This window comes from Agrobacterium tumefaciens, from assembly GCF_017726655.1.
Taxonomy (GTDB): Bacteria; Pseudomonadota; Alphaproteobacteria; order Rhizobiales; family Rhizobiaceae; genus Agrobacterium; species Agrobacterium tumefaciens_B.
The window spans coordinates 2,237,159-2,251,465 of the sequence record NZ_CP072308.1 but is presented as its reverse complement, the minus strand read 5'-3'; the positions used below and the strand labels follow the sequence as shown (position 1 = coordinate 2,251,465).

The 14,307-nt window shown below is 59.5% G+C and carries 13 protein-coding genes and 2 riboswitches; of the genes, 3 read left to right on the top strand and 10 right to left on the bottom strand.

Annotation, left to right across the window (positions count from 1 at the left end; all coding sequences use genetic code 11):
* Nucleotides 1-265: 265 nt before the first annotated feature.
* The 6 genes from thiQ to AT6N2_RS11030 form a co-directional block, all read right to left on the bottom strand.
* Nucleotides 266-982: a thiamine ABC transporter ATP-binding protein gene (gene thiQ, locus AT6N2_RS11055; RefSeq protein WP_209086749.1), complete on the bottom strand. Its 717-nt coding sequence runs from the start codon at nt 980-982 to the stop codon at nt 266-268.
* Nucleotides 979-2,604, bottom strand: coding sequence for a thiamine/thiamine pyrophosphate ABC transporter permease ThiP (gene thiP / locus AT6N2_RS11050; RefSeq protein ID WP_209086747.1), 1,626 nt, complete (start codon nt 2,602-2,604; stop codon nt 979-981). The genes thiQ and thiP overlap by 4 nt, the downstream gene beginning before the upstream one ends.
* 19 nt (nt 2,605-2,623) lie before the next feature.
* Nucleotides 2,624-3,634: a thiamine ABC transporter substrate binding subunit gene (gene thiB, locus AT6N2_RS11045; protein ID WP_209086745.1), complete on the bottom strand. Its 1,011-nt coding sequence runs from the start codon at nt 3,632-3,634 to the stop codon at nt 2,624-2,626.
* A 36-nt stretch (nt 3,635-3,670) separates the two neighbouring features.
* Nucleotides 3,671-3,781, bottom strand: a riboswitch (TPP riboswitch).
* Between the two features lie 45 nt (nt 3,782-3,826).
* Entirely contained in the window at nt 3,827-4,219 is a 393-nt protein-coding gene (locus AT6N2_RS11040; protein ID WP_063951460.1) for a VOC family protein, read from the bottom strand.
* An 82-nt stretch (nt 4,220-4,301) separates the two neighbouring features.
* Nucleotides 4,302-6,128: an ABC-F family ATP-binding cassette domain-containing protein gene (locus tag AT6N2_RS11035; protein WP_063951461.1), complete on the bottom strand. Its 1,827-nt coding sequence runs from the start codon at nt 6,126-6,128 to the stop codon at nt 4,302-4,304.
* A gap of 4 nt (nt 6,129-6,132) precedes the next feature.
* Nucleotides 6,133-6,786, bottom strand: a complete 654-nt coding sequence (locus AT6N2_RS11030) for a thiamine diphosphokinase (protein WP_209086743.1) — start codon at nt 6,784-6,786, stop codon at nt 6,133-6,135.
* Between the two features lie 89 nt (nt 6,787-6,875).
* Nucleotides 6,876-6,952: riboswitch (SAM riboswitch) on the top strand.
* A gap of 84 nt (nt 6,953-7,036) precedes the next feature.
* Between AT6N2_RS11030 and metA the strand changes: the two genes are divergently transcribed.
* On the top strand, nt 7,037-7,963 hold the full coding sequence (gene metA, locus AT6N2_RS11025) for a homoserine O-acetyltransferase MetA (RefSeq protein ID WP_063951463.1): 927 nt from the start codon (nt 7,037-7,039) through the stop codon (nt 7,961-7,963).
* Nucleotides 7,964-8,038: 75 nt separating this feature from the next.
* Nucleotides 8,039-9,058 (top strand): aldose epimerase family protein, encoded by a 1,020-nt coding sequence (locus AT6N2_RS11020; RefSeq protein ID WP_209086741.1) that lies wholly within the window; start codon nt 8,039-8,041, stop codon nt 9,056-9,058.
* Between the two features lie 15 nt (nt 9,059-9,073).
* Here the strand turns inward: AT6N2_RS11020 and mtgA are convergent, their stop codons facing one another.
* On the bottom strand, nt 9,074-9,820 hold the full coding sequence (gene mtgA / locus AT6N2_RS11015; protein ID WP_077225177.1) for a monofunctional biosynthetic peptidoglycan transglycosylase: 747 nt from the start codon (nt 9,818-9,820) through the stop codon (nt 9,074-9,076).
* 135 nt (nt 9,821-9,955) lie between these two features.
* On the opposite strand from mtgA, the gene AT6N2_RS11010 reads away from it, so the two are divergent.
* Entirely contained in the window at nt 9,956-10,870 is a 915-nt protein-coding gene (locus AT6N2_RS11010) for a polyprenyl synthetase family protein (RefSeq protein WP_209086739.1), read from the top strand.
* A 142-nt stretch (nt 10,871-11,012) separates the two neighbouring features.
* Here AT6N2_RS11010 and AT6N2_RS11005 read toward each other — a convergent pair whose 3' ends face one another.
* The 3 genes from AT6N2_RS11005 to AT6N2_RS10995 all read right to left on the bottom strand — a co-directional run bounded on the left by AT6N2_RS11005 (nt 11,013) and on the right by AT6N2_RS10995 (nt 14,303).
* Nucleotides 11,013-11,675, bottom strand: a complete 663-nt coding sequence (locus AT6N2_RS11005) for an OmpA family protein (protein ID WP_063951465.1) — start codon at nt 11,673-11,675, stop codon at nt 11,013-11,015.
* A gap of 66 nt (nt 11,676-11,741) precedes the next feature.
* Entirely contained in the window at nt 11,742-12,992 is a 1,251-nt protein-coding gene (ispG, locus tag AT6N2_RS11000; RefSeq protein ID WP_209086730.1) for a flavodoxin-dependent (E)-4-hydroxy-3-methylbut-2-enyl-diphosphate synthase, read from the bottom strand.
* Between the two features lie 120 nt (nt 12,993-13,112).
* Nucleotides 13,113-14,303, bottom strand: coding sequence for an MFS transporter (locus AT6N2_RS10995; protein ID WP_209086728.1), 1,191 nt, complete (start codon nt 14,301-14,303; stop codon nt 13,113-13,115).
* Nucleotides 14,304-14,307: the final 4 nt, after the last annotated feature.

Below are 14,307 nucleotides of genomic sequence, written 5' to 3'. Positions count from 1 at the left end.
CTGTGCAGTCATGCTATTTCTCATTCTCTCTGCCTGCCCCTAACGTTCCTGATCATCCGTTAATTGCAGACCAGAATAACAGATTCGCCCCAAAGGGCGATGAATGCCAAAACGGTAAAAACGATCCACCCAGTGCGGAATATTCCTGAAGAACCCAATAATTCCCATCTTTTCTCGGGCAACAACTAGAAACTGGCAATTGCAAATTCGCGTCATTGAAGTCACCCGAAGCGATTGCCAGCGGCACGCGTCGAAAATAAGGCGGTCACCCGTTCAGGAAACTGTCCACCGCCTTCACATTTTGTGTGACAAAGAAATCTTGGGTCGACCCCGTATAGACAACGCGGCCTTGATCAAGAAAAACCACCTTCTGCGCCAGCTTTTTGATGTCTTCGGGATGGTGCGTGACAATAATCACCGTGTTTTTTGTTTCATGATGCAAGTCGAGCAGGAGCGACGTCATGCCGGCCCGCAGGCCCGGATCGAGGGCCGCAAAAGGCTCATCAAGCAGCATGACCGGCTTTTTCCTCACCAGTGCGCGCGCCAGCGCCGCTCTCTGCCTCTCTCCGCCGGAAAGCGTGCCCGGCAGGCGTTTGTCGAACCCGGCAAGACCGACCCTTGCCAGCGCCACCTCGATCCGTTGCCGGTCTTCCGGTCGCAGCCGCAATCCAGGGCTCACACCCAAAGCGACATTGGTGAAGATATCGAGATGGGCGAAGAGATTGTTGTCCTGAAAGATCGATGAGACCGGCCGTTCGGAAGGATCGAGGCCCGTTACATCACGCCCATCGATCATCACGCGACCGGAATCGGGTTCCTCGAAACCGGCGACGAGATTGAGAAGCGTCGATTTGCCTGAACCCGATGCGCCGACGACCGCAATGATCTGCCCTTGCGGGAAGGTGCAGTCCAGCCGGAAATCCTGCGTTCCGAGTCGCAGCCTGACCTCCTCCAGCTTCACGGCGAAATCTTTCTCCGTCATATGTTGGCCCTTGCGGATTGGGATTGTCGTGAGACGCCGCCCGCGGCCAGCAGCAGGCAGACGACCCCGAGAAGGAAGGCATAACCGGCCGCGTCGTTTGTCCGGTAGCTGCCCATGCTGCTATAGACCAGCCAGGGCAAGGTTACAAAATCCTCCGAACCGAACAGCGCGACCGCGCCGAGATCACCCAGCGACAGAGCCATGGCGAAGGAGAACGCCATGGCGAGCGGTCGCCACAGGACCGGCAGATCGGCAATCCTTAATCGCCTCACGCCCTCAAGGCCAAGACTGGCAGAAAGCCGACCAGTGCGCAGGAAATGACTGGCAAAGGCTGGCTCCAGCACCCGCATGGCAAGCGGCAAAGCCATCAGCATGTTGATGAGCGCCACGAGAAAGGGCGCCTGAAAGGTGGCATCGCCAAAACCGCGCAACAGCAAAAACCACCCGCTGCCCAACACGACCGGTGGTACCAGCAGCACCAGCGAAGACCCGGCACCAAGCATGGCCGACAGGGCGCGAAGGGGCCGCCACACCCGCCGCCTCGAGCCTATCGCCTGACGCGCGCCGATGATCGCCACGCAGCAGACGATGACGAACGTCGCCGAAAGCATAGCGATTGCAAGGCTGGTCATCGCCGCCCGCCGGAAAATTGGCGCGGACAGAAGGCGCGGCAGGTCGGAACTCAGTCCCGAGACGGCGATGGCGATAAGCGGCAGGCTAATGAAGAGAACGGCAAGAGTGATAGCCCCACCATCCCATAGATGGACACCAATGCCCCGGCCGTCGAACCGGCGAAGGGGCCGGCCAAGCGACGGAATCTCGGCCTCAGCGGAAGGAAGGAGCGCAAGAAGGCCAAGCAGAATGGCGGTGAGCGCAATCTGCAAAACAGACAGCGCGATCGCCCGCTGCGGATCGAAATCGAACCGCAGGGCCTGATAGATCGCCACCTCAAGTGTGGTGGCTGCCGGTCCGCCGCCTAACAGCAGCACGAGCGTGAAGCTGGTCGCGCACAACATGAAAACGAGGCCGGCGATGCCGGGCATGACCCGAGCGACCGCTGGCCATTCGATAAAACGGAAAGTCGAAACCGGCCCCATGCCGAGACTTGCCGCCATGCGCCAATATTCGCCCGGAATCCGCTCCAGCGTCGCCAGCATCAGCCGGATCGAAAGCGGCAGATTAAAAAACACATGGGCGATGAGGATGCCGGAAAGACCGTAAATGCTGAACGGCTCGTCCACGCCGGCGGACGTCAGGACTGTGTTCAACACCCCCTGCCTGCCCCAGATGGTGATAATACCGAAGGCGCCGACGATGACAGGCAGCCCCATCGGCACCGCCATCAGCCTGATCACCCAGGTCCGCCCGGGAAAGGCCCGGCGTCGGCCAAGCGCCAACGCTACCGGCAGCCCCAAGACAATGGAAAAAACCGTAGAGAGCGTTGCCTGATATAGTGTGAAACGCAGGATACGCAGCGTATAGGGATCCATCACCCCGGCGGCCGATCCTCCCGCATCGAAGGTAAAAAGGGCTGCGACAGCGAGCGCCATGAACAGGAAAACGGCGGCAAAAGCCGCCGTTCCGAGGATGATCGACCGTCGATAATCCCGACGCAACATCATGCGGAAGCGTGCCTCTTGCTCAGTTCATGCTCATGGCGGCAAGCCATTCGTCGATCCAGACTTTGCGGTTCTTCGCCACCTCTTCCGGATCCATCAGAAATGTCCTCTGCGGCACCACAAGCTTTGAAAACGCTTCCGGCAGCGGCTTGGAGGTGGCCGCAGCCGGCATCATCCAGTTGTTTTCGGGAATGGCATCCTGAAAGCCCGGCGTGAGCGTGAACGCAAGGAACTGCTTTGCCAGCTCCTTGTGCGGCGCATTTTTGAGAAGGCCGGAAACCTCTATCTGGATGTAGTGACCTTCAGAGAACGGCGCGGCTTGGTACCGATCAGTTTTTTCAGCAACCATGTGATAGGCAGGAGAGGTCGTGTACGACAGCACCATCGGCACCTCACCCTTGGTGAAAAGGCCATAGGATTCTGACCAGCCCGGCGTGACGGTCAAAATGCGCTTTTTAAGCTTCGCCCAGGCTTCAGGGGCCTTGTCGCCATAGACGGACTTTACCCACAGCAGCAGCCCAAGCCCCGGCGTGGAGGTGCGCGGGTCCTGAATGACGATTTTTTGCGAAGGATCGCCTTCCACCAGCTCTTTCAGGCTTGCCGGCGGTATCTTGACGGTCTGCGTGTCGTAGATGACGGCGAAGTGACCATAGTCATAAGGCACAAAGACATCGTCCTTGTAACCGCCCGGCACCTTGGCAGCCGAGGCGTCGATGCCGCTGACATCAAAAAGCCCGGTCTGTTTGGCTTCCGCGATGAGATTTGTGTCGAGACCAACCACGACATCGGCTTTGGACCCCGTGCCTTCGAGCTTTAACCGGTTGAGCAGCGCGACACCATCCGCCACACCGACGAAATTGACAGTGCAGTTGCAGACCGTCTCAAAAGCTTCCTTCACTTTAGGGCCTGGACCCCACTCCGAAACAAAGCTTTCATAGGTATAAACAGTGAGCTCTTGCTTGTCTTGCGCCTCAGCAAAACCGGGCAGCAGCAAAGCGGCGATGACAGAATTCAGGAAAAAACGACGGCGCACGGGTATCTCCTCAAACAAAAAGGGAAATAGCCGCCTGTCCAAAAGCCGTCTAATCCCTCCGCCGGTATGAACCGGATCAGGTTCTTCGGGTTGGCAAGCCTCTCAGCCTTCTGCACAAAAGCGCACAAGACACCCCGTTAGATCAAGATGATGGTGTAGTCCCCTCGCCTTATCTTGGCAAGATGGCTCGTCTCAGCCCTGCTGCGTCATATGCACGAGTTCCCAGACATGCCCGTCGGGATCCTGGAAGCTGCCGGCATACATGAAGCCGTGGTCCTGAACCGGCTTCCAGCCGTTGCCACCAGATGCGAGAGCGGTTGCGATCATCCGGTCGATTTCCTCGCGGCTGCCGGCGGAAAGACAGGTTAACACCTCGGTGCTGCTTTTGGCGTCGGCAATCTCACCGTTGATGAAATCGCGAAAACGCTCTTCCTGAAGAAGCATCACGAAGATGTTCTCTTCTACGATCATGCAGAGCGTGCGGTCGTCGGAATATTCCGGATTGAAGCTGAAACCGAGTGCCGTGAAGAAGTTTCTCGATACTTCGATGCTCTTGACCGGCAGGTTGACGAAAATCATGCGCATTTCAGACCTCCTCCATGACGAGCGGGCATAGAACGTCAATTCCGCCTGTGTGTCAAAGCGCGGATGCACCCGTTACGCTGCATCAACCCTCCAGCTCCTCGCGCAACATCTCAAGCTCCAGCCATTCCTCTTCCATGGCCTCCAGCTTGTCACGCAGCTTTTCCATTTCCTGCGCGAGTTTGTTGAAGGTCGTCTGGTCCTTGGCAAAGAGTTCCGGGTCAGCCATACGCTGTTCCCGTTTTGCGATCTCTTCCTGGGTCTTCTCCATCTCCTTCGGCAGATTTTCGAGCGCGAATTTCTGCTTGAAGGAGAGTTTACCCTTCGTCTTTGCAGGCTCCTGCGACGCCGAGGCGGAAGATGACGCTTTCGCCTTTTCCTGCTTCTCCGCCTTGCGCTTTTCGTCCGCAGCACCCTTGCGCTGCGCCATCATGTCAGAATAGCCGCCGGCATATTCGATCCAGCGCCCGTCAGGCTGGTCGGGATTAACAGGCGCGATCGTGGAGGTCACGGTGCGGTCGAGAAAATCGCGGTCGTGGCTGACGAGGATGACCGTGCCGGAGAAGCCGGCAACGATTTCCTGCAGGAGGTCGAGCGTTTCGATATCGAGATCGTTGGTGGGCTCGTCGAGGATCAGAAGGTTGGTCGGCCGCGCCAGAATACGCGCGAGAATGAGGCGCGCGCGTTCGCCACCGGACAGGTTGCGAATGGGCGTGCGGGCCTGTTCCGGCTGGAACAGGAAATCTTTCATGTACCCCGTCACATGCTTCAACTCGCCGTTAACGAGCAGGTTTTCCCCGCGGCCATCGGTCAGATAATGCGCGAGCGTATCGTTCGGGTTGAGATCCTCGCGCTTCTGGTCGAGCGTCGCGATCTCCAGATTGGTGCCGAGCTTCACCGTGCCGCTATCCGGCTCGAGCTGGCCCGTGAGCATCTTCAGAAGCGTCGTCTTGCCAGCACCGTTGGGGCCCACGAAACCGATACAGTCACCGCGATGGACACGCAGCGAAAACGGCGCGACGATGACGCGCTCGCCATAGGCCTTGGTGATGCTGTCGGCCTCGATGACGAGCTTGCCGGACTCTCGACCCTCCGTCACGGTTGCCTGGACGGAGCCCTGCGGCCCCTTATGGCCGCGATATTCCGCGCGCATTGCCTGAAGCTCGCCGACGCGACGCATGTTGCGCTTTCGCCTTGCGGTCACACCATAGCGCATCCAGTGTTCTTCGCGCTCGATGGCCTTGCCGAGCTTGTGCTGCTCCAGCTCTTCTTCTTCCAACACCTTGTCGCGCCATTCCTCGAAATGGGCAAAGCCACGGTTGAGACGGCGCGACTGGCCACGATCCAGCCAGACGGTAGAGGTCGAAACCTTTTCGAGAAAGCGACGGTCGTGCGAAATCAGCACCAGCGCACTGCGTGTCTGTTGCAACTCGCTTTCCAACCATTCGATGGTCGGCAGGTCCAGATGGTTGGTCGGCTCGTCCAGCATCAGAATATCGGGTTCCGGCGCCATAACGCGGGCCAGAGCCGCCCGGCGGGCCTCGCCGCCGGAAAGGCTCTCCGGATTTTCCTGTCCGGTGAGGCCAAGATGTTCGAGAAGATAGGTGACACGATAGGGATCGTCGCCGGGCCCGAGCCCCGCTTCGGCGTAGGCCTGAACCGTATCGTAACCGGCAAAGTCCGGGGCCTGTTCGAGATAACGGATCGTCGCGGCCGGATGCCGGAACACCTCGCCCGACTGCGCCTCGACGAGACCCGCGGCAATCTTCATCAGCGTGGACTTGCCCGAGCCATTGCGTCCGACAAGGCAGATGCGGTCGCCCGGCTCTACCTGGAGATTGGCGCCGTCGAGCAGCGGGGTCACGCCGAAGGTCAGCTTGATGTCATCGAGTTTCAGAATTGGGGGTGCCAAGGCATCAGGCTCCGGTCAGATCATAGGGGCGGGCAAGCACGATGGCTTTTCCGCTTTTCAGCGAGAAATGCACGAGCCCGCCATTCGCGACATTGGAAATAGTGCGGGAAGAGCCGAAAGCAAGCGCAAAATCGTCCAGCGGATAGCGCACATTGCCGATATCGAGCCCCTCAAGGGCCGTAAAGCCGGCAACAGAGAACAGCGAAGCGGGCGGCAGATCGATATCCATCGAACCGGGGAGCAAGGGGCGTGCCTCTTCTTCGCCGGATGTCAGTGTCACTTCAAGACCACGCTCGGCGAGCGCCACCGCATAAAGAAGATGCTGAAGTGCATGGTCGCTGCGTGGGCCGCCCAATGCGCCAACGAGCACCAGCGACCGAGCGCCGCGGGAAAGCGCCTCCGAAACGGCAATCTCCCCATCCGTCACGGCTTTTGCGGCCGGATACGGCTGCCGTTTGACATCGGGCCAGGTGTCGAGCAGCGCCTGATTGGCGGAATCGAAATCGCCCACCCACAGTTCGGGTGTTAAACCAAGCGGCGCGGCATGGCGCATACCGCCGTCGGCAGCGATCACGCGGCTATTCGCGACGGCCTGTTTCAGGCGATCGGTAACCGTCACATCGCCGCCAAGCAGAATGGTGAAACGCGCATTGTCCATGCCCTGCCTTACCGCACCTCGGCCGAAAATGGAAAGGCGAAAGCCTTATAAAACCGCCTATATTGATTTTCGCCAGCTTCGGGATTATGAAACGCCTCAGTGGTGATTTGCCGACCGGCTTGCAGCCACTTTAAAGAAGTCGCTAAAGGGTCGAGGAAAAGGGCAATTTCCTGGGACCGGTCGCGATTTCCGCTGCCGGTTTTTTTGTTTTCGCAACGTTCTTTACGTCATCCGGAAAAGAGAGTTCGACATGCCAATCAAGATTCCCGATACGCTTCCCGCCTTTGAGACCCTGGTTCATGAGGGTGTGCGGGTCATGACCGAAACGGCTGCCATCCGGCAGGATATCCGTCCGCTCCAGATCGGGCTTCTCAACCTCATGCCGAACAAGATCAAGACGGAAATCCAGATGGCGCGCCTCGTCGGCGCCTCGCCGCTTCAGGTGGAACTCTCGCTCGTCCGGATCGGCGGTCATCGCGCCAAGAACACGCCGGAAGAACATCTCCTCTCCTTCTACGAGACGTGGGAAGAGGTGCGTCACCGCAAGTTCGACGGTTTCATCATCACCGGCGCTCCCATCGAGCTCCTCGACTATGAGGACGTTACCTACTGGAATGAAATGCAGAAGATCTTCGAGTGGACCCGCACCAATGTCCATTCGACGCTCAACGTCTGCTGGGGCGCGATGGCCGCCATCTATCACTTCCACGGGGTTCCGAAATACGAGCTGAAGGAAAAAGCTTTCGGGGTCTATCGCCACCGCAATCTCTGCCCCTCCTCGATCTATCTCAACGGCTTTTCAGATGACTTCCAGGTTCCGGTCTCGCGCTGGACCGAGGTTCGCCGCGCCGATATCGAAAAGCATCCCGATCTCGAAATTCTGATGGAATCGGAGGAAATGGGTGTTTGCCTGGTGCATGAGAAGGCGGGCAATCGTCTCTACATGTTCAATCATGTCGAATATGATTCGACATCGCTTTCGGACGAGTATTTCCGCGACGTGCATGCCGGCGTGCCAATCAAGCTGCCGCATGATTATTTCCCGCACAACGACCCGGAACTTGCACCGCTCAACCGTTGGCGCAGCCATGCCCACCTGTTTTTCGGGAACTGGATCAACGAAATTTACCAGACGACGCCCTACGATCTCGACGCTATCGGACAGATGGCCGCCTGAACTGCGGGATTGCGAATTGCCGGAAAATGACGCAACGTCCGCCCGGCAATTCGCGACACCAGGGAGAATGACGAGATGAGCGACGGCGCGGCACGGGAAGATTTCGGTTTCACGGCAACCGGTGAGAAGATCGAACGGGTAACCATCTCCAAGGGTGGCCTTACGGCGAAGGTCATTACCTGGGGCGCCGTCATTCAGGATCTGCGCCTTGAGGGTCATCAGCCGCCACTCGTTCTCGGCTTCGACAAATTCGAGGATTACAAATATTCCTCCTATTTCGGCGCCACCCCCGGCCGAAATGCCAATCGCATCGGCAACGGGAAGTTCTCCATCGATGGCCACGACTATCAACTGGAACTGAACGAAAAAGGCGTAAGCCACCTGCATGGCGGCAGCGACGGCATGGGCAAGCGCAACTGGATGCTGATGGAACATGGCGAAAGCCACGTGGTCCTGCAGATCATCGACCCCGATGGCCGCGCTGGTTACCCCGGCAACTGCACGGTTACGGCCACCTATACGATCCTTGATGGTGGGGTGCTGTCGGTCGTTTACGAAACGGTGACCGACAAACCCACCATCGCCAATGTCTGCCAGCATTCCTATTTCAATCTGGATGGGGCGGATACGGCCCTCGGCCACGAGATCAGCATCGCCGCCGACTTATACCTTCCGACAAACGAGCGGCAGATCCCAACCGGGGAAATACGCCCCGTGGACGGGACGGTGTTCGACCTGCGCCAGCCGACGCCAATGCGACGCGAGGAAAACGGCGAACAGGTGCTCTACGATCACAATTTCTGTCTTTCCCCGGAGCGTCGCGCCAAGTCCAAGGTCGCCCGCGCCTATTCTCCAGCCTCCGACATCGCCCTTGAGGTTCACACCACTGAGCCCGGCGTGCAGTTCTATTCCGCCTTCAAGCTGGACGTTCCGGTTCCTGGCCTTGATGGCCGCCGTTATGGCCCGTTCGCCGGCTTCTGCCTGGAAACGCAGATCTGGCCTGACGCCGTCAATCATCCGGATTTTCCGAACGCCATCCTGCGCCCGGGCGAAACCCTGCGTCAGGAAACGGATTATATTTTCAAGAAAGGCTGACGCGGCGCGAGCGAATCAATCCAGCACGCAGCCGACATAGCTGCCGGAGGCGCGGGCACGACGCTCGATAAGACCGGCGAGCCTTTGCAGTCCGCGCCCGGGCTTGCTTGCAACACGATCGATCGGATTGGGCAGCGAGACCGCGAGTAGTGCTGCCTGCCTGGAACTGAGCTTTGCGGCCGGCACTTTGAAATGGTGCTGGGCTGCGGCCTCGATGCCGTAAATGCCCGGCCCCCACTCCGCGACGTTCAGATAAATTTCCATCATCCGCTTTTTCGACCAGACGAAGTCAGCCGCGATCGCCAACGGCAGCTCCAGCCCCTTGCGCAGGAAAGAGCGTCCATTCCATAAAAACAGGTTCTTGGCCGTCTGCATTGGAATGGTGCTGGCACCACGCGTGGAGGCCCCGTCCAGCGCATCGGTCACAACGGACTGCATCTGGTTCCAGTCGACGCCGCCATGGAAACAGAATTGCCCGTCTTCAGACATCATCACCGACTGAACAAGGCGCGGCGAAATATCCTCGAGGGGCACCCAGCGCCTGTCATAACCTTGAAAAGTCGCGAGATCGGCAAGCATCAGCGTGGACACCGGCCGGATGAATGGCAGCGCATAAACCGGGATCAGCAGATACGGCAGGATAAGCAATGCCAGCAAGGTCAGGATGATGCGCTTGGCCAACGTGCGAAAATCCACCTTCGGACTGCTCCGGTCTTGCGCCGAGACGGCGTAATCTGCGTCGCTTTCAGGCGTACTGCTCAATATTCGTCAAAGCCCCGCACCAATTGAAGCCTTTCATAGTCCATTGCTGCCTTCAAGGCGAGTCCGCCGGCAGCTTGCTCCCATGGAATCACGAAAAGGTTGCTTGCCCTCGCCCGGCATGCCAAAGAGCGCGGCATGGACGCTCAGATGATCAAATTCGAAATGCGGCTGCGTGAAAACGCGGCGAGGACCGAGGGCCTGCTCGGGCAACTGCTTTCGGGCGAAGCCCGCGCGGACGAGATAACGCGCCCGGAGAAGCTGCTTGCCGCCATACGCCATGGCGTGCTGAACGGCGGTAAGCGCCTGCGGCCATTCCTGGTCATCGAAAGCGCCGCGCTTCTGGGCGGAGATGCCGATGCCGCACTTCACGTCGGCGTCGCGTTGGAATGCCTTCATTGCTACTCGCTTGTTCATGATGACCTGCCAGCCATGGACGATGATGACCTGCGCCGCGGCCAGCCGACCGTGCATCGCAAATTTGATGAGGCGACTGCCATCCTCGCGGGTGACAGCCTGTTGACACTTGCCTTCGACATCATCGCCTCGGACGAAAATCCGCTTTCACCCGATCGCAAAGTCGCGCTTGTGCTTTCGCTTGCCCGGGCGGCCGGGATCGGCGGCATGGCAGGTGGGCAGGCGCTTGATCTCGCGGCCGAAAAGAACCCGCCCGACGAGCCCGGAGTCGTTACATTGCAGGCTATGAAAACGGGCGCCCTGCTGCGCTTTGCCTGCGAGGCTGGCGCGCTGATTGCTGGCAGTGACCTATCCGAACGGCAAAGACTGCGCCTCTTCGGTGAAAAGCTCGGCTTGGCGTTCCAGCTGGCCGATGACCTGCTGGACCTGACTGCCGACGCCGCCACCATGGGCAAGGCAACTGGCAAGGACGCTGCCCGTGGCAAGGGCACGCTTGTGGCCCTGCGCGGCGAAGAATGGGCGCGCCGCAAGTTGCAGGAGCAGGTGGGCGAAGCGAGCGAACTCCTGGCCCCCTATGGCGAAAAGGCCGCGATTCTCACCGCGGCCGCAAAGTTCATCGCTGAACGGAAAAGCTGACAAGGTTTTCGCGACGTTGCTCGGTCATGACGGACGAGATCCGGCATCCAGCGAATACGCGTTTGCGCCAGAGAAGGAGTTTTCAGCGATCAATGACTTGATTGCACGTCACCCCGGAACAGTCCGGGGTGACGGCTTTAAGCTATTGCTTTAGCGGCGAAATCAGTACTTCAACGCGGCGGTTCTGCGCGCGGCCGTCGGGCGTTGCATTCGAGGCAATCGGTTGTGACGGACCGAAGCCTAGGGTCGAGATACGTCGCTGGTCGACTCCGCGTGCGCCGAGATAATTTGCGACTGACGCCGCGCGACGCTCCGAAAGCGCCTGGTTGTGCGGCAGGCTACCGGTGGAATCGGTGTGGCCGTTGATGTCGATCAGCGTGCGGTTGAACTTGTTCAGCACGATGGCGACGGAATCGAGCGTTGGGTAGAAGGGCGGAATGACCTGATCCTGATCCGTCGCGAAGGTGATGTTCGATGGCATGTTGAGAACGATGCTGTCGCCACGGCGCGTCACCGAAACGCCGGTTCCCTGCAGCTGGGCGCGAAGCTCGGCTTCCTGGCCGTCCATGTAGTTGCCGATCGCACCACCTGCGAGCGCACCGATACCAGCGCCGATAAGCGCAGCATTGCGGCGACCGACCGGCGAACCGCCGACAGCAAGACCCCCGAGAGCACCGACAACGGCGCCGATGCCGGCGCCACCTGCCGTGTTCGACATCTTCTGCTCGCCCGTATAGGGATCGGTCGTGGTGCAGGCGGAAAGATAAGTGCCGCAAAGGGCGACGATCGCGATTTTTTTGATCATGTTTCTGGATGCTCCGAGAGGTTCAGGAGGTATGACAGTGGATTTCGGGCCATTGCAGCTTACGCATTATTCCGCCGCGTCTTTCCGGCCAAAACGCTTTTCGATGTAATCGATCACCAGCGCCTCAAAATCAGCGGCGATGTTGGGGCCGCGCAGGGTGAGCGCCTTTTCGCCATCGATGAAAACAGGTGCCGCTGGGCTCTCACCGGTGCCGGGCAGCGAAATGCCGATATCGGCGTGTTTGCTTTCGCCGGGGCCATTGACGATGCAGCCCATGACGGCGACGTTGAGCGCCTCGACACCGGGATATTTCTCACGCCAGGTCGGCATGTTCTTACGAATGTCGTTCTGGATGTTCTGGGCGAGCTCCTGGAAGACAGTGGACGTGGTCCGTCCACAGCCGGGACATGCCGCAACGACTGGAATGAACTGACGGAAACCCATCACCTGCAGCAATTCCTGAGCCACCTGCACCTCACGGGTACGGTCGCCATTCGGCTCGGGCGTGAGCGATACGCGGATCGTGTCGCCAATGCCATGCTGCAGCACATAACCCATGGCGGCGGAGGAGGCGACGATGCCCTTCGAACCCATGCCCGCCTCGGTCAAGCCCAGATGCAGGGCGTGGTTGGATCGTTCCGACAGCATCGAATAGACGGCGATCAGGTCCTGAACCTGACTGACTTTAGCCGACAGGATGATGCGATTGCGCGGCAGGCCGATCTCTTCGGCAAGCTCGGCGGAAATCAGCGCTGACTGAACGATGGCTTCCCGCGTGACCTGACGGGCGGAGAGCGGAAAACCCTGCTCCTTGTTCCTGTCCATCAGCGTCGTCAGCAGCTCCTGATCGAGCGACCCCCAGTTCACGCCGATGCGAACGGGCTTGTCATAACGGATCGCCATTTCGACGATTTCGCCGAACTGCTTATCCTTCTTGTCCTTGAAACCGACATTGCCGGGATTGATGCGGTATTTGGCCAGTGCCTCTGCACAGGCCGGATGATCGGCCAGAAGCTTGTGGCCTATATAATGGAAATCCCCGACAAGCGGCACATCCATCCCAAGGCGCAGCAGCCGTTCGCGGATTTTCGGCACAGCGGCAGCGCTCTCGTCACGATCAACCGTAATGCGCACGATTTCCGAGCCGGCCCGGAAGAGCGCCGCCACCTGTTGCACGGTGGCGTCGATGTCCGCCGTGTCGGTGTTCGTCATCGACTGCACGACGACGGGGGCCCCGCCACCAACGATGACACCGCCGACGTCGACGGCGACGGATGCACGGCGGGGCTTTGGATCGTAATCGGCAGGTGACGTCATGGCGGTCTCTGGAGCTTGCGGCAAGGTATGGCATTTGAGGTGAAACAGGCAAGCCTGCTTGTCAACACCCAACGCACGGGAGCTTCTACTTTACCGCAATCATGGCAAAATTCGAGACGCCTATTCCTTGCCCGCACCATCTGCATGGCGGGCAAGCCGCGAAAGCAGGAGAACCACGACATGCAGAAGCGGCAGGAACAGGAAAACACTGGCGAGGCCGGTATGCTCGGCAATGAAGCCGATTGCCGACGGCGCCACCAGAATGCCCGAATAACCCATTGTCGTGACGACCGAAAGACCAATCCCCGGTGCCAACCCCGGCATGTTGCCGGCCGCCGAAAAGGCAATGGGCACCATGTTGGAGATGCCGATGCCTGCAATCGCAAAGCCGATAATGGCGATGGTGGAATTTTCCGCAACACCGGCAATCAGGAGTCCGAGGATCGACATTGCCGAACAGAAGCGCAGCGTCGTGACGGCGCCAAAGCGATCGCGCACGAGGTCGCCAGCAAAGCGCATCGCCGCCATCGTCATGGAAAAGGCCGCAAAAGCAAAACCGGATTGCGAGACGGACGCACCGAGTTCATTGCGCAGATAAAGTGCACCCCAGTCAAGAATCGCCCCTTCCGGGATCATCGAGAACAAGGCCATCAAGCCGATGATCCAGGGCAACGGCGTCAGCGGCAGTCCGCCTTTCGGACGCTCCTCCTCCGGATGCGGCCGGTCCGCGAGGACCCGCGGCCAGGCGATGACCAGAAGCACAAGCGCGATGAGTGTAAGCGCAATGGCATGTCCCTGCACACCGATGGCCGTGATGAGGTAACCACCAAGACCCGCGCCGATCAGGCCTCCCAGGCTCCAGAAGGCGTGACAGGACGACATGATCGCCCGCCGCATATCCCGCTCCACCGCGACGGCGTTGGCATTCATCGCGACATCCATAGCCCCGGTCAGTCCACCGAACAGGAACACCGCGATCACGCCGGCCCAGACCGTGCCTGCCCAGGAGATGAAGAGCAACGTCGGCAGGAAGATCGCAGCCGTGACGAGGCTTACGGTCCTTGAGCCAAAACGGGCGATCTGGGAGCCGGCAATCGGCATGAAGACAAGCGAGCCGATGCCGAAGACGAGAATGATGAGGCCGAGCGCGCTTTCGCTCAACGAAAGCCGCGCCGCGAATTCCGGAATTTTGGGCGCCCATGATCCCATCATGAAGCCGTTCATCAGGAACAGCAGGGAAACGCCCAGCCTTTGCCTTGTCAGATAAGACGAGCGCTTGGCCGTCGGCGAAAATGTCGTAGGGCCATTCATCGGC